A 23,677-nucleotide genomic window follows, 5' to 3' on the forward strand; every position below is an offset into this window, starting at 1 on the left:
CTATACCGGTATACCAATGGAACAGAACAGGCTAAAAATAAAGGAATGTGAAGGCAAGATATGAACATCCACAGTTTTGCTTTGCGCATAGATAGAAAACATGAGCTGTCTGCAAAGAGGCAATGTTGCAGCACGTGCATCTATGGAGCCGCACCATGTACGGAAGAAAAAGAAGACAAACAATTGAATATTTATAAACAAAACCATAATCATTTTAACCCTGAAACAGAAGAGAAATCAACTAAAAATAGCATAAGAGGTAAAAAACTTTGTTGAAAATGGGAGGAAAGGCGGCACTTCCGCCCTTCCCCCGCCGCTATAGCTGCATGTTCCCCCGGAGATTTACGCTTTGATCACAAGGTTCGGCTTTTTCTTCAGACTGTGCTGCCCTTCAATAAAGCGGACCGTCCCCGACTTTGCACGCATGACGACAGAATGGGTGGATCCGTACTGGCCCTTAAATTGGACACCGCGCAAAAGTTCCCCGTCGGTTACGCCGGTCGCAGCAAAAATAGCGTCATCCCCGCTCACAAGGTCGTCCATCATCAGCACTTTATTGATGTCAACCCCCATGCTCAGGCAGCGTTCTTGCTCCGCGTCGTTTTGCGGCAGGAGGCGTCCCTGGATCTCGCCGCCGAGGCATTTCAGCGCAACTGCTGAAATAACCCCTTCCGGCGCGCCGCCCGATCCGAACAAAATATCTACACCGGTATGGTCGAATGCCGTGTTAATGGCAGCTGCCACATCCCCGTCATTGATCAGTTTGATCCGGGCGCCTGCAGCACGGAGCTGCGCAATAATTTCTTCATGGCGCGGACGGTTCAGAACTGTTGCCACCACATCCTCGATATCTTTATTTTTCGCCTTTGCCACAGCCTTTAAATTATCGATAATCGGTGCATTAATATCAATCATGCCGACTGCTTCAGGGCCGACAGCAATTTTATCCATGTACATATCCGGCGCATGGAGCAAATGTCCGTGATCTGCTATCGCCAGCACACTGAGCGCATTCCAGCCGCCGGATGCCAGGATATTCGTTCCTTCCAGCGGGTCAACTGCAATGTCAACGCGCGGGCCGTATCCGTTCCCGAGTTTTTCCCCGATATACAGCATCGGCGCTTCATCCATTTCCCCTTCGCCAATGACGACAGTGCCTTTCATCGGAATGGTGTCGAACACATCACGCATCGCGGACGTTGCCGCATCATCCGCTTCATCTTTCAATCCGCGCCCCATCCATCTTGCGGATGCAAGTGCTGCTGCTTCCGTGACACGGACCAATTCCATTGACAAGCTTCTTTCCAATTTTACTACCCCCATAAATAGATTTTTAATTAGTATAACACATTTAAAAAATTATTGTGTCATAATTTATTCGTTTTTTTCTATTTATGGGGGAGCCGGCAATTGCCCGCTAGGAATGGTTCAGGTGTTCCATCTCCTTTTCGGACATGCCTTCCCGCCAAACAGCGGCACCAAGACCGGTTAATTTTTCCACGAGGCAGCTGTATCCGCGGTCGATATGTTCGACCCCTGTCACTTCTGTCACCCCTTCTGCCATCAGGCCGGCAATGACAAGGGCGGCACCCGCACGCAAATCACTCGCTTTTACCTTTGCCCCCTGAAGCCGGGCCGGGCCGTTGACAATCGCAGACCGTCCTTCCACTTTAATATTGGCGCTCATTCTCCGCAACTCGTCAATATGTTTAAAGCGGGCGGAATAGATTGTATCGGTTACGATAGACGTGCCTTCTGCCCTTGTCAAAAGCGTGGTGAACGGTTGTTGCAGATCTGTCGGAAACCCCGGATAAACGAGTGTTTTAATATCAACCGGTTTCAGCTTGTCTGCTTTTCCGATAAAAATCTGTTCATCCCCGGTTTCCACCGGTATGCCCATTTCCCTGAGCTTTGCGGTCAGCGACTCGAGATGATGAGGAATGACATTGTCAACCAGTACCCCTTCACCCGCCGCCGCCGCCAGGATCATAAACGTACCAGCTTCAATTCTGTCCGGGATAATCGTATGCCGGCAGCCGCTCAAATGGTCCACGCCTTCAATCCGGATGACATCTGTTCCCGCGCCTTTAATTTTTGCGCCCATATTCGTCAAAAGTGTGGCTACGTCAATGATTTCCGGTTCTTTTGCAGCGTTTTCAATGACTGTCTTTCCCTTTGCTTTGACGGCAGCCAGCATAATATTGATCGTTGCTCCGACACTGACAACGTCCAGATAAATACGGGCACCTTTCAATTCATCCGCCCTTAAATAGATGGCACCCTGCTCATTTGTCACTTTTGCGCCCAATGCTTCAAAGCCTTTAATATGCTGGTCGATCGGCCGCGGTCCGAGATGGCACCCGCCCGGCAGCCCGATGACAGCTTTTTTGAACCTTCCGAGCATCGCGCCCATCAAGTAATATGAGGCACGCAGTTTCTTCACCCTGCCATTGGGCAGCGGCATCGAGATCATATGGCGGGGATCCACCGTAATTTCCCCGTCCTCTGACGTAACCGTTGCCCCGATCTCTTCCAGCAAGCCGGTCAATGTCCGGACATCGGAAATTTCAGGCAAGCCTTCTATTGTTACAGGAGATTCCGCGAGGATGGTCGCAGGTATTAAAGCGACAGCGCTATTTTTTGCGCCGCTCACTTTAATGGTGCCTTTCAAAGGATATCCCCCGGCAATTTTTAGCTTTTCCATATTAAGCTCCCTTCTTTAGCGGGTATGGATGTACATTCCGGTTGTAAATGGCCGTTCGCAAACTGGTCCGAAAGCTCCGTAAAACAATATGAATCCCAGCAACAGGATTGCCGAACAGGCGGAAAATCAAACTGCCCCGGAGAAAGCAAGAAATAAAGAGCAATTTTAAATATTTCCGTTATTTTTCTGTACGGCTGTTCCAGTCGCGTGTAAATTGTTCAATCCCTTTATCCGTTAACGGATGTTTGAACAGCTGTGTGAGCACTTTAAACGGGACGGTTGCGATATGCGCCCCTGCGAGCGCCGCTTGTGTAATATGCTGCGGGTGGCGGATCGAAGCTGCGATGATTTCCGTATCAATTTGATGAATGGAAAAAATTTCGGCAATCTCGGAAATAAGATGAATGCCGTCATGCCCGATATCATCCAGCCTGCCAAGGAACGGCGAAACATAAGTTGCACCTGCTCTTGCTGCCAAAAGCGCCTGGTTGCTGCTGAAAACCAGGGTGACATTTGTGCGGATGCCTTCCTGTGCCAATTGATGGACAGCTTTCATTCCTTCCGGCGTCATCGGCACTTTGACCGTAATATTCGGGGCAATAGCCGCGAGTTCCTTTCCTTCTTTTACCATGCCTTCCGCATCTTCGGACACGACTTCGGCACTGACAGAACCGGGCACGAGCGCCGTAATTTCTTTTAACCGGTCATGGAATGAAACATTTTCCTTGGCCACGAGCGACGGATTTGTCGTTACACCGGACAAAATCCCCCATTCATTTGCAGTTTTAATTTCCTCGAAATTGGCAGTATCAATAAAAAATTTCATTCTGCTTCCATCTCCTTTTATGGTTCCTATGTATCCATTTCCACTATACCACGGAACGAAAAGAAAGTTCAGAAAAACAACCATTTTTTTCACAGGCGCCTACCCAAAAAACGGCCGCAAACCCTCTTGTTCCCCGGGCGTTTGAACCGGTTTCCCGAAAAAAAGCACAAAGGTAAAACGCTTAAAGCCGCCCGTATTTTAAAGCAACCAAAAAAGCCCGGCACGCACGGGGCAGCGCCAGACTTTTTTATCGTGAACACCCATCCTTAAGGCATTGCGTGTTCACGGTTAATCTAAAACAATCATGCTTTTTGGTTAGAACCGAACTCGCGGATTTTGCCGATAACGGTTTGTTTAATCGTTTCGCGTGCAGGCCCAAGGTATTTGCGCGGATCGTATACATCCGGATCAGCGGCCAATACTTCACGAACCGTTTTTGCGGAAGCAATTTGGTTTTCCGTATTCACGTTAATTTTTGCAGTACCTAAAGAAATGGCTTTTTTGATGTCAGCTTCAGGAATGCCTGTCCCGCCGTGGAGCACAAGCGGAATGCCGGTAATTTTGCTGATTTCTTCCATTTCTTTGAAGCCAAGGTTTGGTTCGCCGTGGTAAGGGCCGTGAACTGAACCAAGAGCCGGCGCCAAAGCATCGATTTTGGTTGCGTCAACCAGTTTTTTGCATTCTTCCGGGTCCGCATAAATGATGCCTTTTCCGACAACATCGTCTTCCTGGCCGCCGACAGTGCCGAGTTCTGCTTCCACAGATACGCCGCGGGCATGGGCATATTCCACCACTTTAGAAGTAATTTCCACGTTTTCGTCAAACGGATGGTGGGAAGCATCGATCATTACAGAAGTAAAGCCTGCATCGATAGCTTTCTTTGCATTTTCAAAGCTTGAACCATGGTCAAGATGGATCGCGACCGGAACCGTGACATTCAAGTCTTCCATTAATCCTTCAACCATTTTTACAACGGTTTTAAAACCGCTCATGTAACGGCCTGCTCCTTCGGAAACACCGAGGATGACCGGGGATTTTTCTTCTTCTGCAGCCATCAGGATGGCCTGGGCGTATTCAAGGTTATTGACGTTGAATTGCCCTACCGCATATTTCCCTTCTTTTGCTTTATTCAGCATTTCAGTCATGGAAACTAAAGGCATGAATTTTCCTCCTTATCATTTGTGTTAAAAAGATTGCCCGAGGTTATCATTTTTATGATATACAATCTTGATAACATCATACTAGCCTATTGATCATTCCTTAACAATCATAACAAACAAAACCGGGATTTACCAATGAACTTTATTTGTCGGTAAAAAGAAATAAAATTATCAAAATTTTACGGTTTAGCACTTTTTTCACTTCATGCGCTTACATCGCCAAATATTTTTTCACTGCCTTGCGGATGTCGTCAATATCAAACGGCTTTGCAAAATGGGTCAGCGCCCCGAGCTCCTTCGCTTTCTCAATCAGATCCAGTTCGCCGTAAGCGGTCATAATGATGGCCCGGATATCCGGTTTCATTTCTTTCAGCTTTTTTAAAATTTCAATGCCGTCCATGCCGGGAATTTTCATATCCAGCAGGACAAGGTCGATTTCATGGTTTGCAGCCAGGGAAAGCGCCTGGGGGCCGTTTGCCGCCTGAAAGGTTTCATAGCCTTCTTTCTGCAGCACTTCCGTAAGCAGAACCCGGATGCCAAACTGGTCGTCAACAATTAAAATATTCGGCTCTCTCATTTTTCCCCTCCGTCACATGATCATTTTTACCAAAATTTGTATGTACTTTTGGTAACTCCCACTTGCCTTTATGATATGTAAAACTATTTCTACTCCCGGTTGCTTTTTTCCTGCTTATGCAAGTGGCAAATTCAATGATCACAGACGGATTCCGAAAGACGCGGAAAAGCGGTGATAAAATAAGGGGGAGGGCCCCTTTATTTTATCGTCAACTCAACTCCCTCCACATACCGGGCTTTCACTCCTTTCCCTTTTTGAACCACTTTTCCGCTGTACAACTGCTTGCCGCTTGAAATGTCGAACACATACAGGAGACACGCTTTTTCCCGGGAATCGTTCGGGATAAGGAAGTACAACCTGCCGTTTTTGATTTCAGGGATGGGGTTGCCCGTACTCTGGTACTTGATAGCAAATGTCTTGTCTGCTTTCAGCTTTCCGTTCCCGTCAAAGGTTAAAAGGCGCGCGCCTCCGTTCTTTTTTGTGATTGCCATATAAACCGTCTTCCCGTTGTAAACAAACTTCCAGTTATCGCTGTCCCGCAACGAAATGTCTTTTGGCAACCTGAGTTTTTTCGTTTCATTTGTATGGTAATTGTAAATAAAGGTAGTCATTTCCTTTACTGTACCGTCGTCGTCCACTTTCTCTTCTTGATATGCCAGTATATGGTTGGGCTTGTTCACGTCGGTTTCTGCGAGCTGGGTATATTGAGCCATTCTCCCCGTCTGTCCTCTTTGTGTAATCCATTTGCCTCCGGTTATTTTCTTATCCGGCAGGCTGACACGATATACGCGGATATCTCCATCTGTGGCTGCCGCTACTTTCAGCTCATTCCCAGTTTTTTGCACATCCCAAACCGATGGAAAAGATTGTTTTGAAAAACCTTGCACCTTCCTCTTCATTGTTTCTGTTTTTCTTGTTTTCTTATCCAGCACCTCGACATACAGTTCTTTATCGAACCGGTGAAGCGGCTGCGGAATGATGTCCGCATAAGCAATCATTTGTCTATCCTCATAAAAGCCGCCATGATTGGTCTTTCCCCTCATAAATCGGGGATACTGCTTGACATACTGCTTGTACCAATCCGGGTCTTCATCTAGTAGCGAAAAAGAAGATTCCCTTCCTAAATAGCGGCTTCCAGATGAAGTAATCGAAAACATGCGATTCAAAAGGTTATCTTCCTGGTTATCCAGAGCAGTAATTTTAACATTCCGGATTTCTTTTTCATTTCCGCTTATCTTTTTCAGCACAAGCCCCGGATCCTTGTCAGCAGCCAATGCGGTATAAAAAAGGGGGATCGCTGCCACAACCGCAACCAAAATCACCAATAAATTTATATAACGTCTCATCGTATCTCTCCCTTACACCGTTACTTTGTATTTGATCAAGTATCCCCCCAGCAGGATAGAATACCCCGCAATGATGGCCGTCATGGCCACTTCCATCCATAATACTTCCGTTTCGTATAAAACACCGGGCAGCAATATATCAAAGAGCAATTCCGGCGTCCAAAATAAAACGAACGAGAGAAAACCGAAAAGCAGGCCGAGCAAGACCCCCTTCATGCGGAAACTTCTTTCCAATAAGATGGCCGTAAAGATCACAAGGACCACTGTAAACCCTAACCCGTAATGTAAGAGAAAGTCTATCACTGTACTAGGAAGGAGCAGGTTAAACAAGGGAAAACTTAAGACAGCATCTATGACCGTCATATCCATCCTGTAAATGCCCGGTGTAATGGCATTAAAAAAGAAATGTTCAACCGGCAGTAAAACAATCTGAACAGCAACAAATCCAAACACCAACAGCAAAATGCTCGCCGCTTTCGCCAAATAGAGATTCCATCTTTCAACAGGAAGCATCAAAAGCCGGTAAATGAACGTATGCTTGCCGTACCAGTCCCTGTACCAAATCAGAAATATATAAAACATCATGGCCGCCGCACAAAGCGCGATTGGTCCCAAGAACCAAATCGAACCAAAGCAGTCGATAAAGCCGATCGAACCATAATGCTTTACGTATGCGAGCTTTGGCAGTGACTGGTGATACATGGTCTCATTTGCTTGCGTGATGTAACGATGCACCGTCAAAAAAACGGACGTAAATTGTGAAAGGATGGTGATTGCAACCAAAGACCAGTAGATTTTCGCAAAACGGTTAATTTCGAAGTTGACGAGTTTTACAAAACTTTTCATTGCCGGTATACCTCCCTCATTATATCGACAACGGATTTCCCTTCGCTTTGGCGAATGTCTTCCGTGTAAAATTCCTTTAAAACCTTCCCATCCCCGAGCAGCACCACTTTGTCCAATAGATGCTCAATATCATTGATTTCATGTGTGGTAATCAGCACCCCGCGGTTTTCTACCAGGCCGCTTGCGAACACATCTGCAATTTGTTCCCGGCTGAAAATATCAATGCCCGAAAAAGGTTCATCCATCAGCACATAATCGACATCGAGCGATAGCCCGAGCAGCAAATTCACTTTTGCCATGTTTCCTTTTGAAAGGTCGCCGATCCGGTCATTTTCATTCAGTTTGAAAAAATAAAGCAAGTCTTTTGCGCGCAATGCATTCCAGTCCGGATAATAATCTCGCATAAAAAGAATGGCATCTTTGATTTTCATCCGCGGCAGCATGATGGGCGCATCCGGAATGAATGCCAGCTTCTCGTAAATATGTTTGTTGTACGGTTCCCCGTCGATCAGAATCTTTCCTTTGCTGACCGGGACAAGCCCTGCAATCGCTTTTAGAGTGGTCGTTTTGCCCGTCCCGTTCACCCCGATCAAACAGGTAATTTCCCCTTTTTCTGCTGTAAAAGAAAGCGAATCGAGCACTTTTTTTCGCCCGTATTTTTTCGTCACTTCCATAACTTCAATCATGCCCGGCCCCCCCTTTGCCCCTGTATTGCCTTTTTACCAGCTCCAACAGCTCCTCCAGCGGAATATCCATCGGGCGGATCGAATCCAGAAAATCAGCCAATGCTGACTGGATCAGTTCTTCCCGTACCCCGGCAAGCACATCCCGGTCTGTTGTAATCCGGCTCGGAAGATTGCGTTCTGTGTGGATCAAACCTTGCTCCTCCATTTCTTTATACGCTCTTTGCGCGGTATTCGGATTGATTTTTAACATGGCTGCAAGTTCGCGCCGCGATGGAATTTCCTGTCCCGCCTCAAGGCTCCCTGACGCAATCCGGGTTTTAAAATAACGGATAACCTGAATGTAGACAGGATCGCGGTTATTCCATTTAATCTCTGCGATGATCTGAATCGCCCCCATCCTTTTTCATCTCTCCATGTGTATGAAGCCCTTCATACACAAACGCCAAAATGATCGTATTAATACATTGATACAGCTGATATGTGTATCATACCGTTCATACACTTCTCCGTCAATGGATTTTTATAAAAAAGCCTGGAAAAATTTCCGGGCTTTTGCATTCAAAGAAAACGGGATGCAAAAAAGCGGCGGGAAACCAAATACAATGGCTTCCCGCCGCTTTTTTATCAGTACCTCCGGAAAAAACGGGGCATTTTCCGAAGGGTACAGGTTTATTGTTTACCCTTGATCGACGCTTCAATAAATCCTTTAAACAAAGGCTGCGGGCGTGTCGGGCGCGAGGTAAATTCCGGGTGGAACTGGGAAGCAACGAACCACGGATGGTCCTTCAGCTCCACAATTTCAATGAGCCGGCCGTCCGGGCTTGTTCCCGAGAACGTGAACCCGGCATTTTCCATGCGTTCACGGAATTGATTGTTAAATTCATAACGGTGGCGGTGGCGCTCATAAATGACTTCATCCTGATAAGCTTCATACGCTTTCGTGCCTTTCACAAGCCGGCAAGGATAAAGCCCGAGGCGGAGCGTACCGCCGAGGTCTTCAATTTCTTTTTGTTCCGGCAAAAGGTCAATCACCGGATAAGGCGTATCCGGGTTGATCTCCGAGGAGTGCGCATCTTTCAATCCGAGGACATGGCGGGCAAATTCGACCGATGCAAGCTGCATGCCAAGGCAGATGCCAAGAAACGGAATCTTAAGTTCCCGGGCATACTGGATGGCAAGAATTTTCCCTTCGATGCCGCGGTCGCCGAAACCGCCCGGCACTAAAATGCCGTCCGCATCTTTCAGCAGGTCCGCCACATTTTCCCCGTCCACCTCTTCGGCATTGATCATGTCAATATCAATATCTGCATCAAACTGGTAGCCGGCATGTTTGAGTGCTTCTGCAACGGAAAGATAGGCATCTTGGAGTGCCACATATTTGCCGACAAGCGCAATTTTCACCGTCTTTTTCAAATTGCGCACCCGGTCAACAAGCCCTCTCCATTCGGCCATATCTGCTTCCGGGCACTGCAGTTTTAAATGGTCGCAAACAAGCTGGTCCAGTTTTTGTTCCTGCAGCATGAGCGGAATGGCATATAACGTATCGGCATCGATGCATTCGACTACTTCACGCGGCTGGATATCGCAGAACAATGCAATCTTGTCCTTCATATCCTGCGAGATCGGCATTTCCGTCCGGACGACAATGATATTCGGCTGGATCCCGAGGCCGCGCAACTCTTTTACGCTATGCTGGGTCGGCTTCGTCTTCATCTCGCCCGATGCTTTTAAATAAGGAATTAAGGTACAATGGATGTACATGACATTGTCAATGCCGACATCCGTTTTGATTTGCCGGATTGCTTCAAGGAACGGAAGTGATTCAATATCACCGACCGTCCCGCCAATTTCCGTGATGACGACATCTGCATTGGTTACTTTTCCGGCACGAAAGACGCGTTCTTTGATTTCATTGGTAATATGCGGGATGACCTGTACGGTGCCGCCGAGATATTCGCCGCGGCGTTCTTTCCGGATGACTTCGGAATAAACTTTGCCGGTCGTAACGCTGCTGTATTTTGTTAAGTTAATATCAATAAAACGCTCATAATGGCCGAGGTCAAGGTCGGTTTCCGCGCCGTCGTCCGTTACAAACACTTCCCCGTGCTGGTACGGGCTCATCGTACCCGGATCAACATTAATATACGGATCAAATTTCTGGATCGTAATATTCAGCCCTCGGTTTTTCAACAACCGCCCGAGCGATGCTGCAGTAATCCCTTTTCCCAGCGAGGAAACGACCCCGCCAGTTACAAAGATATATTTTGTCACGTGTTGTCCCCTCCTGTAATGTAACATTATTGTTGCCCCAATACATGGCTTCATCCATTTTTAAGAGCCGGATCTGTTCCGGGCCGTTCTCCGGATCTGCCCCGTAAAAAACAAAAAGCCCCTCTTGCAATACGGGTTGCAAGGGGGAGCTTGATTTATTTTGCGATATTCCGTCCTTCTCAAAGGAGCCCAAACATAATACTACCGTTGTCCCGGAAAGAAGTCAAGACTAATCTTCTTTGTCGTTAACGTCTTCCTCGTCTTCGTCTTCGGTAACGTCGAAATCATCCGTGAGCAGTTCTTCGTCTTCGAAAGTTTCATCATCATCATCTTCGTCGATATCAGAAAACTCATCGTCAGCCAAATCTTCGTCCTCGGCCAAATCTTCATCTTCCTCGTCTTCGTCGGCGAAGTCCTCTTCTTCATCTTCGGCGACATCATCGATATCCTCAAGGTCAAGGTCTTCATCATCTATAAAGTCCTCTTCTTCCTCGACAACTTTCGCTTTTTTCCGCTTCGTTTTCACGGTGTGGGTCACTTCTTCGTCAATCTGGTCAACCGGGTACCAGGCACGGAGACCCCAAGTGTTGTCCCCCAGGCTGATAAATCTCCCGTCAATATTTAAGTCCGTATAGAACTGGATCATTTTGCTTTCGGTTTCTTCTTTCGGCAACCCCAAAATGGCGCCGATTTCCGCAAGCAAGTCCTGGAAGGAAGTCACTTGTTTTTTTTCCTCCAATATTTGTTCCGCCAACTCGATAAAAGACATTTCCTTCAGCTCTTCTTTCGGCAACTGTCGCAAGCTCACGCGTCGCACACCCTTTCTCATTGATCAAAACTGCTATATGGCAGGCAAATGCTAAACTTTGCATGATTTAATAGAAAACATATTTACCATTATATACAAAAAGCAAACGTTTATGCTAGCCCCGCGGCCTTTTCCGGCTGTTTTTATCCCGGGTTTTTAGGCGGCCCGGCGTCCTCATCAGCCGGTATGCAAGATAAAACAGAAAAAACGAGAGGAGCAGAAAAGGGATGGCACCGAGTTCTTTACTGTATAAATAATACCCGGCCAGCAAAAAAACGATCATACCGCTGCATGATAGTAAAATTTTGATAAAAGAATACAAACAGTCCACATCCCTTGAAAAAATAAGCGATTGACGAGTCCTACTCCCACCTTCTGCCTATTCAAGCACATCTCCTATATCCTTGTCCATTTTACATCCATCTGGCAGAAAGAAACAACAGAATTCTATGTGGAGTATGTGTCAAGTTTTTCTCGACAAGGTTTAAATATCGGGTATTCCAAGACACTCTTTTTGTACACTTTCGGCTACCGTGCTTTACTTGCTCGGTGTAATTTTCGGAAAAGATGTAATATTTCCGTATAAAGATGGATAACGGGGATGTTGAGGCGCGCGAAATTCACTCGCTTTCCGCGGGCGGCCGGCGAGCCTCCTCGCTCGTACCTCGCTGCGGGGTCTCTCCTGGCTCGCTTTTCCCGCAGGAGTCTCGTAAATTTCGCGCGCCTCAACGATCAGTCCCCACTGAGCCAAGCTTAAAACGAAAGCTCTAATATTTTGCTTAAATGTCCCATTGCCGATGAACTGCTTGAATGCAGGGCAACTGATCCGTGCTTTACGCCCACTGACGGGCGTACAGGCTGCTTGAGTAGTTGAGACATCCTGATTAATTGTTTCAAGTTCCGTTGCTTTCTCTCGCTTCTTGAACGGTGTTTCAGATAGACTTCTCTCAATGTCCCATTGAGTATGCCTTGTTTGATTTTCACCATGGCTTCTGCGCCAAGTTCACTCCAATGCATGCCCCTTTTTTTCATCCTGAAGGAGATATGCCTTTGATTCGATTCCATCGCTCCTAGGCCTCTCGCACCTTCCGGCACGTTTTTCACCCTGTCTCTCCAGTCAAAAATGCGGTCCCAGTTTTTCAAGATATACGAACGGAATTCCTTGATTTTCTTGAGAGCCTTTTTATCCGTCAAGGTGCTTTCGTGCGTATCCAAATATAACGTGAATTGGTCCAGGTCATGCGTTCTAATCGCTTTTCTAATTTGCTCCTTGATCTCGCTCTTTCCGCCCCCAAATGTCCTTATGATGGCTTGTGCAACGTGGTAGGTATCCAGCTGGTTGAGCACCGGAAATTCCGACTGTGAGAAAGCTGTTTGAAACCGTTCAGCTGTGTATCCCGCACCTCCATCACTGTTTGTAATGACATGCGTTTTTTCGAGGGAGTAGGTGTTGGCAGCTGTGGCTTGGACTTCATCCCAAAATGTCTGGATGGCTTCCGTTGTCATGATGACTGTGGGCTGACGCAGGGAGACCCTTTTACCATTGGTTTGCCATCCCTCATAGAGAATGGCGTGGTGGACTTCCATACTCTGTTTCTTTTTTAGTCCCCGAACGAATACACCATCTGCTTCAGAAAACAGGTAGTCTACCTTCTTCCCCTCAGGCAGGGAAACAGCTATTTCTAGCTCTTCTACAAGTGCCTTATCGGCTTCCGCCTGAGTTTTCCCTACGTGTTTTACCATGTTCCCTACAGTTGTGTGACTAAGACTCACTGCTGTCCACTCTTTTAAAATATCAGCTACTTCCCGATAGGTGTTCTCACTTGCCAACTCTGCCACCTTTAATTCCACTAACGGGCTGTATCGTTGGTATGGTAAAAGCCCTAACCATTCATCCAGAGGATAATGTGAATTCCCTTTCTGGTCATGCATTAGTGAACGTTTAAAGGTCACATTTCCAAATAAAAACTGAATGCTTCTGTTATCACTCCGGCAGTACTCCCAGCCATCCTCCAGCTTTTTCTGCTTAATTGTTTTATCTAACGTCTCAAATATTTCCCCAACCCATTGCGTAAAGGCATTCTGAATCAGAATTTTAACTTGTTCTTCAAATTCAATAAGACTTTTTGTATCCTTTAATAATCTAGCAATTATTGATATAATATCCATAGGAAGACCTCTTTCTAAATGTATTCGCCCACAAGCGTACATTTAAATGATAGAGCGTCTTCCCATTTTTTTCCACTCATCTGCCCTTCGAGTAAAATTTTACACATACCTATGTGGAAAGAAAATTTATTTTCGTACTTGCCATTGAGCGAAAGCAAAAAGCCGGCATTTAGCTGCCGGTTTTTTGCTTTTGGAAGCACACGCTGCATTTTTGTCCAGCGGCGACTCCTAGCGGAAAATGCTATTTGGGTCGTTCAGCTTAGCATCCCGATTTTCCATTGTCGTTGATAATAAGGTGGATTTTTTTAAAGCTCGGATTTTCCACCAGAGTTACTGTCGCCTTTTAGAATATAACCGCCTTTTGAAGATGTTTACAAGAAAATAGCCTAAGATATACCCTATGAAATTAAGAATTACATCGTCTATATCTACAGATCTAGTACCAAATTTGAGCAAGTATAGAATAAACTGTCCACCTTCTATTACTATTGGAATCATCACACCTAACATGATAATTTTTTTAATCGATAATTTGCTAAATTGAAGCGGGAGTAAAAAACCAAGCGGGAATAATAACAATACATTACCAGCTAGGTTTTTCACGATAACGGAAACCGGAATAGTACCATTCATCAGACTCATCACATAATTCCCTATCGTTTTAAATGGGATTAAATTATATGGCAAATAACCAAAATTTGCAGTTGGAATCAGCCATACAACCGCACCCAGCAAAATGATATATATAATAAATACAAACCTTATAGTAACCGTTTCCAAAACTAAGCGTTCTTTCTTAACATATTTCCCATACAGGAGTAAGCAGATTAAAATAAGTATTAGTATGATGATTAAGGCAATAACCAATAAACTGATCATAAATTCACTAAATCCTTTATTGTATAATTTTCCCGGAGCCTTTTACTCTATACCCTGTTGCAGAATGCTTGTTGACAACCACAACATATGAACCGGAGCTAACTTTACCAATTGTTTTTGTATGTGAAAATCCATCTGCAGCAATAGGATCAGTGTAAGTGGTTAACAATTTTTGTAAACCAACTGTAAATGTAGATTTGCTTGAGCTTACATTTCCAGCTTGATTATACGTATTTCCTGTCACTGTAGTTTTAGCTGTATCATTATTCAATTTATGCTTTTTTGTTCCGGTAACGCTTGCAATAATATTAAAAGAATAGCCGAAACTCGTGGCACTTGCAATAGTTGGAATACATAATGCAAAGATCAACATATTGGTATGAGCAAACTCTTTTTCCTCATTCTATACATCTCCTTCGCAATTTTTATACTTATATTATAATTGGAATATTTGTTTAATCAAGTCTTTTTTTTTAAAAGATGGCACAATTATAATCATACTGGAAAGATGAAAACTTGAAGTGGAGTTTTATATTTCTTCCATGAATAATTGGTTGTGTCATATTTATTAGATAAACGTCACTGCCTAAAAATAACAACAATGATCGATAACTCAAAAAACTATAATATTATAGTTTTATTAAAGGAGAATATTTATGGGTGCCTTAATTGAAGCTAACCGAATTTGTAAAAGATATAATCCTGGATTACGAGAGTAAAGCAGAAGCTTAAAATAAAAAGGTGCCCCGAATCTCTGGTATAATTGGGTTTGTATAGAACTACCAAACCAGAAAGGAGGGCACCTTTAAGGTGAATTATATCACTTCTGTCTCGAAAATCAAATATGCGTTTCGTTTAAAGAAGAGTACGAATTTTAGCGGGCTGCTCCCGATTTTGCAGTTTCTGGAAAGAATGAAGATTGAACAGACCTTCCGGGATTTTGACTGCTTGAAAAAATACAATGCCAAATATCCTTTAAGCAAAATCTTTATATACCTGGTGATTGGCTGGCTGTCCAATTGTTCCCGGCTATCTCATTTCCGGACTTTGCAGGATGATCCTTTAATCATGGCATTTATGGGCGGGAAATGCCCGCACTATACCCTTTTAAATAAAGACCTGCTAAGAATTGAAAAGTTGGAGGGCGCTGATCTTGAATTCAAAGAACGCATGATGGATTTGATTGAACCCTGGCTTGACAAGGAGCTCATTCTGGATTTTGATTCAACCGTGGAAACCGTCTATGGGGGCCAGGAAAAAGCAGGGGTCGGAGTAAATCCCTACAAGCCGGGAAGAAAAAGTTATCACCCTCTTCTTGTATTTGAAGGGAAATCCCGTCTTTGTTTAAACGCCAGGCTGAGGGAGGGAAATTCCCATTCTTCTCAAGGGGTACTCGGTTTTGCAGAAGAGACCTATCAGCTGCTTTCTCCCCATTACCCTATTCGTTATACCCGTTTTGACAAAGGATTTGGTGGAGAAGATTTCTACAGTTACTGGGAAAACGGTGGGATTGGCTATACCGGCAAACTGAGGTGGACTTCGAGACTTAAAAAAAGGGTTGAAAACGATGATTCACCGTGGATCCGCTATGTTGACGACGAATTGACCGTGATAGAGGGAAAAGCCGTTGATTACCAGGCAAGTTCCTGGAAGAAGCCAAGAAGAGTTGCGGTAATTCGTAAAGCTGACAAATATGAGGAAAGTCAGCTTCAAGCTTGTGATTTTTTATGGAAGTATGAAGCGATTGTGACGAACATGGACTGGGAACCCATTGATATTTGGAGATTCTATAACCAAAGGGCTTGCATGGAAAACTACATCAAAGAGTCAAAATATGGATTCTCGATGGGCAAGATTTCAACGCATTCATTTGACGCCAACCAAATGGATCTGCTGATTAAACTGCTGGCATACAATTTATTCGAGATCTTTAAAAAAGAACACTGTCCGCCAGCGTATCGCTCTTATACGATCAGGAGATTCCGGAGGGAATTCATCTACGCGGCTGGCGTGCTGGTCTATCACAGCCGAAGTGTCATTTTAAATATTTGTGAAACATACGCCCATAAAAAGGCATTCCGGCAAATGATTCAAAGTGTACGGCTGATTGACTGAGTGTGAAGGCTGAAACAGAATACTGGAAATTGAAACGCCCGCAAATGTGGGGAGGGGGCAACTGTGGCCTTAATAACCCAAAAATAGGCAGTTGTGATTCCATTTTTGATAATATTATCCATTTATTTTCCATATGATTCCAATTACCTGCATCAATCTAGTAAAGTTTTGCACTTTCTTAATTTGGGATAATCAAAAGAGCAATAACATGGAATTGAAAGAAACATCCCTTTCTATTGAAAAAGGGAAGATTTATGTTATTGAGGGGAAAAGCGGAGCAGGAAAATCAACTTTGTTAAATATTTTGGGAGGAATGGAGAAACCTACATCTGGAAAGGTATATTACAAAGGAAAATCCTTTTATGATCTGAAGGATTCAGACCAGGCTGCTATTAGAGGAGAAAAATACGGATTTGTATTCCAATCTTTTCAGCTAATTCCGGAATTGACTGTCAAAGAAAATATAGAACTTCCCCTCATATTTACAAATAGACAAGAAAAAATGGATAAGATAGCAGAATTAGCCAGACATTTAGGGATTGAAAATCAATTACATAAACTTCCTGACTTTTTATCAGGAGGGGAACAACAAAGAGTAGCTATTGCCAGGGCACTTATTACTGAGCCTGAAATTATATTTGCCGATGAGCCCACCGGTAATCTTGACTCAGCAACAACTAAAAAAATAATCCATCTTTTTACAAGATTATGTAATGAAAAAAATATAACACTCGTTGTAGTTACACACGAAAAGAATTTATTTGAATTTCCGGATAATTTATTCCTCGTAAAGAACGGAAGATTGCAGGTGGCACAAGAAAATGTTTAATTTAGAGCCCTTGCCAAAATGCTATATCCCCTGAAACTGTAAGCAGTCAGACAATTAAAGGTCGTTGATTTATTCCACTAAAGAAAAAAGACGTTTGTAGGAACATTATGACAAATGTAAAAATAAATTGTGAGTTTTTGATTTTAATGGGGTAAATTTATTTATTATAAGTGTCTAAATTTTTCCACTTTGGTCGGTTTTGGGCGGGTTTCAATAGATTAAGCTACTCATTCCTGTGGTAAATATTGTAAAACGGAAAAGGATGATTTTTTTTGAAAAAAAAGAGCCATGAAAGCCACTCCTTTGTTAAGACGCATATTCCGCACGTAAATTTTTCCATTTTAAGATTTTTTTAAAGGAATTTTCTCCTTCTTTGTAGAATTGAATGATTATCTAAACTAGGGGAAGACGAGGAAATTTTTATGTCAGATCAAATTTTAACCTTACATGTGGGGCCGTCTCAACTTTTATCTAAACTGTGTGATGAAATAGAACTCGAAAAAACCATTAATGATTTAGTCAAATGGGATTCTGTCCGTTGTCATATCTCACCCGGAACAAGGATTAAAGCCCTTGTCTTAAACATTTTATGCAGTGGCAAGCCCCTTTATAAGGTTCATGAATTCTATCAAAACCTAGATTCTGAGATGCTTTTCGATACATCGGTTTCACCCGATCAATTAAATGATGATGCATTAGGAAGAGCATTAGATTACTTGTATAAAGCCGAAGCATGGAAAGTATATTCCACCCTTGCATTAAAAGCATTAAAAAAATTGAATCTTCCTATTGGTGTACTCCATAACGATACAACATCAATTTCTGTTTACGGTGAATATAAACAACCGAAGGAAGATGGACTGCAAATTACGTACGGGTATAGTAAGGCCCATAGGCCTGACTTAAAACAAATCGTTCTGGGGATGGGGGTCACACCTGAACGAATTCCTATTCTTGCAAAAGTAGAAAATGGGAATACTTCGGATAAATCTTGGAATGTGGAATTCATTCAAAAGATGAGAAAAATCCTTTCCCATGAAGATTGGAAAAATCTCATTTATCAAGCCGATTCTGCATTAATCACAACGGAAAATCTAGCGGAAATTCAACAACAAAATTTATCGTTTATTTCCCGTTTACCTGATACATTCGGTTTAAGCACAGAACTAAAGAAAGAGGCATGGTTGCTCAATAACTGGGAAAGGGTAGGCTCACTTAGCAATAAAAAAGACGCAGCTATTTACCAAATTCAAGCTTTTGAAAGACAAATTCAAAACCTTCCTTACCGGTTTCTTGTTGTCCACTCAAACAATTTAGATCAACGAAAAGAGAAAACCCTAAATCGGGCGATCGAAAAGGAAGAAATAAAATTAAAAAAAGAGATAGAAAAACTAAGTAAAGTTATCTTTCATTGTAAAGAGGACGCACTAGAAGCAATTCAATCTTTTAAGAAAAAACAAAAGGCTTCATATTTCTGTTATAAACTAAACGTCCAGATGAGTGATCAACCTATCAAACGAAAAAAGAGAGGAAGACCTAAAAAGGACGAACAGACAAAACGAGAACAAATCTATCAGATACAACTGGAATCGTTTGAAAAAGATCATGATTTTATCGAAAATAAGAAAAGAATGCTCAGCACTTTTGTTTTAATCACAAATAAATTAGACGAGGAGACACTATCCAATCAAGAAGTTTTGAGGGTTTATAAAGGACAGTCGGCCGTTGAGACCCGTTTCCGATTAATCAAAGATTCACAAATGATTGATGCCATTTACTTGAAAACCCCGGAAAGGGTTGAGGCCTTAGGGATTGTGTATGTGATGGCTTTATTAATCTATGGAATTTTAGAATATCGAGTTAGAAAAGAACTGAAAGAAAAGAACCTATCTCTAATCTTGAAAGGAAAAAGGAAACTCTATCAACCCACAGGTCAAGCATTGTTAGAGCAATTAGAAGATATCACCGTGATCCTTATAAATCAAAATCGACAAAAATTAAGGCTCTTACCCGATAATATTGATTCACAAGCCAAAAAAATCATTGAATTATGCGGGTATGATCTATCAATATACGTGTCAAAAAATGTCGAAAACAAAGGCGAATAACACACAACAGGAGGAATTCATGAAAAGAATGTCGAATTCAATAGAACTTTATCGAAAATTCCTCAAAAATAAGAAGATATCATCTCACCAAAATGTTTAAATATAGTTCATTCAAAAATTAAAATGAATTTTATTTAAGACGTGCGAAATGTGGGTTAAGATATAAGTACGACCAAATATCCAGGGAGTGATTTCATGACTATTTCTATTCTAACACAAACCAGAGACTTTTCAATACAACAAAATTTGATTCCCCACAATTGGCAAGACTATGCCGATATACCATTTGTCATTCCAGCCATGTGTTTCCCATGGGAGATTTTTAAGCCGATTGAACGAGAATACTACACCCTTTTATATTTGCACCTAAAAAATGAAAGAGCACATGATCCTTCTAATGAAATACAACCGGCACTATTTTCAATAACGGAGGAAGAAGACAAGTCTGCGTCTTCATTATTTCGTCCCTCTCCCGCAGGGAGAAAACCGCATCCTTTCATGCCCTTTTTTCGTGCTTTTGAACTGGCCTCTTTACAGTATATTGAAGTGATGGTGGAGAGTGTCTATTTGCAAGTGAAATCAAACCCGCTATTTGCCACCATGTGTGGATTTACGGAGAAAATTCCGAGCTACCGTTCCTTTGCTCGTTTTGATCAAATCATGACAACAAATGGTCTTTGGGAAAAAGCCCGGCTATTGGTTGTTGAATATAATAAAGGGGAAGGCGTGGTTGAAACGAATGAGGAAGCAGCCGCCGTGGATACATCGCATATAGAGGCAGAAGCAACCTTGAATAAAACAAGGAAGACGTGTTCTTGTGAGGGTAATTGCGATTGCCCCAGAGTCCTTACGGACGACAATGTAGGGGTAATGCGTAAAAGTAATGCAGTCTCCTATATTGCGCATAAATTATCAATGGTATGCGGGGTGAGATCCGGTTTGCCTTTGACGCGGGAAGTATTTAAAGGAAATACACCCGATGGGAAAACATTAGAACCGACATTGGAAACGTTTAAGACAGAGCACCCCGAGATGGCTGAGCAGTTGAGCTTTATCCTGGCAGATGGAATCTACCAAACGCCGGAAAATCAAAAAGTGACAAAGGATGTATTACAGGCGAAATTGGTGGCACCGATCAATCCACGGAACCGTAAAGATAAACCAACTACCGCCCGAGGGATTGAAAAAATCAACCGGTACGGCACTCCCATCTGTATCAGTGGGCATAAAATGGAACTTAGAGGATCTGATCGGGAAAAGGGGCAATATATTTACACTTGTCCTGTATTTCATCCAAATGCCAAGCAAGAAGGTCTCACCTGCCCGCTAGCGAATCACGCGGAATGTTGTAATGGGGCAGCACAAGGAAGAGTATTTAGGATAGACTTTGATCAAACGCCTCAAGTAGATGTCGAGTTGCCTCAACATGGGCGCACATTTGAAGTGTTATATAGTGCCAGGACGATCATCGAAAGAATCTTTGGCATTCTAAAAGACGGATACAGTCTCCGTCGTGTTCACAAGCGTGGGAAACAGGCAGTTGAAGCTCATGTAGATCGATGCATGATATCTATGCACATCATGGCAAATATGGCGTACCATCAGACAGGAAAGGCCAATTGTGGATGGACACGCAATCGGCTGCAAAGAGCAAATTAAGTTATTCACAGGTGGATATGTGAATAAATAAAATGAGCGTTTCCTTTCCACAAAGGGTAGTGAAAAAAACCCATTTTGTGAAGGCGGGATACGTATGCCCTTTTTTTGAAGGAAAATGACCGTTTTACTTCTATTGAATTGAAAATCTGGATGAAAAGGCAAAAAAACCGGGATAATTAATTTTCCAGAGCCTCGCTCAAGGGTATATTTTTATTTTGGCAGAGGCTCTTAAGCATAAAAGTTCTTTTATCGCGAAAAAAATGGTTATTTCTGATCGCTGGTTCAATTGCCATTGTTCTATCATCAGTAGCTTCTATTTTCACTGCTTCTGCATCTGTAAGATCGGCAATTAAACAAAAGGCCCAGAATACTTACGGAGAACATACCGGTGTGTTAACAAATATTTCAGAAACGAAAACATCATTGCTGAATAAAAACAAAGAAATAACGGCAGGGGTATATCAAATTATAGGAAAAACTAAAGTTAGTAACGATAGATTTGCAACAGTTGGTTGGATGGATAAAAAGTCAATCAGATTAGGGCATCTAAGATTAATAAATGGAAAATTTCCGGACAAGCCAAATGAAGTAGCTATAGAATCTGCGTATTTACAAGGTTCATTAAAAAATTGGAAAATTAGTGAAAATAAATCAATCAAAATTGGAAACAAGATAAAAAAAATGCGTCTGGTTGGGATAGTAAAAAACTATTCTTCACAGTGGTCGGTAGCGGAGGGTTTCGAGAAGGGAGTCAATGATTTTCCCAATATATTTATATCTAAACAGCTAGCTATCGAGTACAAAAAAAATAATAGTTTTTTATTTAAATATAATGAAAGTACAAAAGATTCGTTTGAAAAATCATTAAATCTTATAGATTACTATGACCAACAAGGAACCGTTAATAGCCGATTATTTAATAACGGACTGAATCGATGTGATACAATCAAATTCTTATCGAATATTTTTCAGTTATTAATTGTGATTCTTTCATTATTTTCTATAAATAGTCTCATTTTACATTTTACCCGGGATCAACATAAAAAAATGGGAATTATGAGATCCGTAGGTGCAAGTCAACGAGCATTATACCGTATGTATATTTACCAAGCTGTTATTATTTTTGTATTAAGCGCCCTCATTTCAATACCTATTGTGTTTTTTATTCAGTCACTAATCATTCATTTCTCATACAGAGAGAATTCAACTAACTTTAAGTTGATTATTGAAATGATTGGAATTAGTGCACTGCTATATGTTGTATTATTTTTTATGATCTTAGTTTTATTCCTTAAAAATGTTAAGAAGACCGGCTCATTGCATATAAAAGAACTATTGGGCCAGCAAAATAGTGTAAATTTTAATGAACGATATAAAAGGGTTTTAAAATATTTTCAATCTATCCATGTAAAATTATTAGTGAAAGAATTGTTCTCGAATCCTAAGCAATTTTGTCTTACTATATTCATTTTAAGCTTCTCTTCTTTAATATTCACATTTACAAACTATATTCAAAAAGATAATTTATATGGTTGGGAAGGACTTAAATCCAAGTATTATTTAACCTCACAAGAAGCTTTTAGCTCTAAATCAAAACAAAATCTAACAGTACTAAGCCATCAGGGATTAACCTTTACAGAGACTGACGTGAAAAAACTGGAAAAAACGCCCGGCGTTTTATATATAGATAAAACGCCATTCATGGATGATGTCGAGACATTAATGGATCAGAGAATGATTACTCCTTCCATTAACAGTTGGATATTTAAGGAAAACTCAGCTTATAAAACTTATCATAATAAAATTATTATTCCAGATGTAAATTACGTTCTTCTGAATGAAGACGACTGGAATAATATTGAAACCCCAAAGAAATATAAAAATCCGGGTGGCAAAGTGTTAATATTTAATCCGATTAACAATAAAAGAAAAAACGAGGATAAAGCCTTGGCTGGAAATACATTAACTTTAGTCAGACTATATAAAATGCCATCTGGAATGAAAATCAGCCAAAAAAATTTAACAATTTTAGATGTTATCCATAAACCATTTAAATATAGGGCCAGCCGTTCTGTTGGAATAAAGAAAGATGGCTTTATTATTGTAATGGACACTAAAACCGCAGTAAAATCTGGTTTGTTCCATGGATTTAGTGACCTTGAGATTTACACGAAAAAAGATATTTCCCATAAAGACAAAATAAACCTTGATAAACAAGTAAAATTATTATCAGCAACATTCCCTGGCAGCTTAGTACAGAACATTTCTCAATTAATAAAAGACGATAGTAAAATTTATAATTATCTCAAGGTTCTTGGCAATCTTTTGTTTTTTGTCTCTCTCATTCTCACTGCGATTTCAGTCACAATCATGATCTTTAGCAAATATCAGACACAGAAAAGACATTGGGGCATTTATTTATCTCTTGGAATGAGCAAAAATAACATCATGCAATACGTTTTCAGTGAAATATTTATTTATGTTTTGGTCTCTATGATGTTGAGTATGGCCATTTGTTGTATTGGATTGTTCATGTTGCCTCACCAGTATCCGCTTGTTTTTTACTTTAAGTATTTTCTGTTGTCGATTTTAATTGAAGTCAGTTTTCTCATTATCGGAGGATATATAATACATAGTTCCTTGCAGCGTCAATCAATTGCTGCTTTTCTAAGGAGGGATGAGTAACATTCCTTA

Annotated in this window: 19 protein-coding genes; 5 read left to right on the forward strand and 14 right to left on the reverse strand. The window is 42.0% G+C overall.

Annotation, left to right across the window (positions count from 1 at the left end):
* Positions 1-342 precede the first annotated feature (342 nt).
* The 14 genes from glpX to NST20_RS15440 form a co-directional block, all read right to left on the reverse strand.
* Positions 343-1,308 carry a class II fructose-bisphosphatase gene (gene glpX, locus NST20_RS15375; RefSeq protein WP_014096744.1) on the reverse strand — a complete coding sequence of 322 codons (966 nt, stop codon included), beginning with the start codon at positions 1,306-1,308 and terminating at the stop codon, positions 343-345.
* A 109-nt stretch (positions 1,309-1,417) separates the two neighbouring features.
* Complete coding sequence (locus NST20_RS15380; protein ID WP_017554520.1) at positions 1,418-2,704, reverse strand: UDP-N-acetylglucosamine 1-carboxyvinyltransferase; 1,287 nt, start codon at positions 2,702-2,704, stop codon at positions 1,418-1,420.
* A gap of 178 nt (positions 2,705-2,882) precedes the next feature.
* Positions 2,883-3,530, reverse strand: a complete 648-nt coding sequence (gene fsa, locus NST20_RS15385) for a fructose-6-phosphate aldolase (protein WP_013860750.1) — start codon at positions 3,528-3,530, stop codon at positions 2,883-2,885.
* 302 nt (positions 3,531-3,832) lie between these two features.
* Entirely contained in the window at positions 3,833-4,690 is an 858-nt protein-coding gene (locus tag NST20_RS15390) for a class II fructose-bisphosphate aldolase (RefSeq protein ID WP_013860751.1), read from the reverse strand.
* A 211-nt stretch (positions 4,691-4,901) separates the two neighbouring features.
* Positions 4,902-5,267 carry a response regulator gene (locus NST20_RS15395; RefSeq protein WP_013860752.1) on the reverse strand — a complete coding sequence of 122 codons (366 nt, stop codon included), beginning with the start codon at positions 5,265-5,267 and terminating at the stop codon, positions 4,902-4,904.
* 197 nt (positions 5,268-5,464) lie between these two features.
* Complete coding sequence (locus NST20_RS15400; protein WP_328197799.1) at positions 5,465-6,613, reverse strand: hypothetical protein; 1,149 nt, start codon at positions 6,611-6,613, stop codon at positions 5,465-5,467.
* Positions 6,614-6,625: 12 nt separating this feature from the next.
* A complete protein-coding gene (locus NST20_RS15405; RefSeq protein WP_340703097.1) occupies positions 6,626-7,459 on the reverse strand; it encodes a hypothetical protein in 834 nt (277 codons plus the stop codon).
* Complete coding sequence (locus NST20_RS15410; protein ID WP_014096738.1) at positions 7,456-8,145, reverse strand: ABC transporter ATP-binding protein; 690 nt, start codon at positions 8,143-8,145, stop codon at positions 7,456-7,458. The genes NST20_RS15405 and NST20_RS15410 overlap by 4 nt, the downstream gene beginning before the upstream one ends.
* Positions 8,138-8,542, reverse strand: coding sequence for a GntR family transcriptional regulator (locus NST20_RS15415; protein WP_017554526.1), 405 nt, complete (start codon positions 8,540-8,542; stop codon positions 8,138-8,140). Before NST20_RS15415 ends, NST20_RS15410 begins: the two co-directional genes overlap by 8 nt.
* 272 nt (positions 8,543-8,814) lie before the next feature.
* The gene (locus NST20_RS15420; protein WP_342399778.1) at positions 8,815-10,416 is read right to left on the reverse strand and encodes a CTP synthase; all 1,602 of its coding nucleotides are present in this window, start codon (positions 10,414-10,416) and stop codon (positions 8,815-8,817) included.
* Between the two features lie 229 nt (positions 10,417-10,645).
* Positions 10,646-11,224: a DNA-directed RNA polymerase subunit delta gene (gene rpoE, locus NST20_RS15425; RefSeq protein WP_133537291.1), complete on the reverse strand. Its 579-nt coding sequence runs from the start codon at positions 11,222-11,224 to the stop codon at positions 10,646-10,648.
* A gap of 753 nt (positions 11,225-11,977) precedes the next feature.
* A complete protein-coding gene (locus tag NST20_RS15430) occupies positions 11,978-13,393 on the reverse strand; it encodes an ISLre2 family transposase (RefSeq protein ID WP_342399779.1) in 1,416 nt (471 codons plus the stop codon).
* Positions 13,394-13,723: 330 nt separating this feature from the next.
* Positions 13,724-14,272 (reverse strand): VanZ family protein, encoded by a 549-nt coding sequence (locus tag NST20_RS15435; RefSeq protein ID WP_133537289.1) that lies wholly within the window; start codon positions 14,270-14,272, stop codon positions 13,724-13,726.
* Between the two features lie 16 nt (positions 14,273-14,288).
* Positions 14,289-14,645, reverse strand: a complete 357-nt coding sequence (locus NST20_RS15440; RefSeq protein WP_328005357.1) for a hypothetical protein — start codon at positions 14,643-14,645, stop codon at positions 14,289-14,291.
* Between the two features lie 437 nt (positions 14,646-15,082).
* On the opposite strand from NST20_RS15440, the gene NST20_RS15445 reads away from it, so the two are divergent.
* From NST20_RS15445 to NST20_RS15465, 5 genes are all read left to right on the forward strand, one after another.
* The gene (locus NST20_RS15445; protein ID WP_342399525.1) at positions 15,083-16,387 is read left to right on the forward strand and encodes an IS1380 family transposase; all 1,305 of its coding nucleotides are present in this window, start codon (positions 15,083-15,085) and stop codon (positions 16,385-16,387) included.
* A 208-nt stretch (positions 16,388-16,595) separates the two neighbouring features.
* Positions 16,596-17,216 (forward strand): ABC transporter ATP-binding protein, encoded by a 621-nt coding sequence (locus NST20_RS15450; protein ID WP_342399780.1) that lies wholly within the window; start codon positions 16,596-16,598, stop codon positions 17,214-17,216.
* Positions 17,217-17,638: 422 nt separating this feature from the next.
* Entirely contained in the window at positions 17,639-19,324 is a 1,686-nt protein-coding gene (locus tag NST20_RS15455; RefSeq protein WP_342399513.1) for an IS1634 family transposase, read from the forward strand.
* Between the two features lie 195 nt (positions 19,325-19,519).
* Positions 19,520-20,983 carry a transposase gene (locus NST20_RS15460; protein ID WP_342399478.1) on the forward strand — a complete coding sequence of 488 codons (1,464 nt, stop codon included), beginning with the start codon at positions 19,520-19,522 and terminating at the stop codon, positions 20,981-20,983.
* A 390-nt stretch (positions 20,984-21,373) separates the two neighbouring features.
* On the forward strand, positions 21,374-23,668 hold the full coding sequence (locus NST20_RS15465) for an ABC transporter permease (RefSeq protein ID WP_342399781.1): 2,295 nt from the start codon (positions 21,374-21,376) through the stop codon (positions 23,666-23,668).
* Positions 23,669-23,677: the final 9 nt, after the last annotated feature.

The sequence above is a fragment of the Weizmannia sp. FSL W8-0676 genome, assembly GCF_038593015.1.
GTDB classification, from domain to species: Bacteria; Bacillota; Bacilli; order Bacillales; family Bacillaceae_C; genus Weizmannia; species Weizmannia coagulans.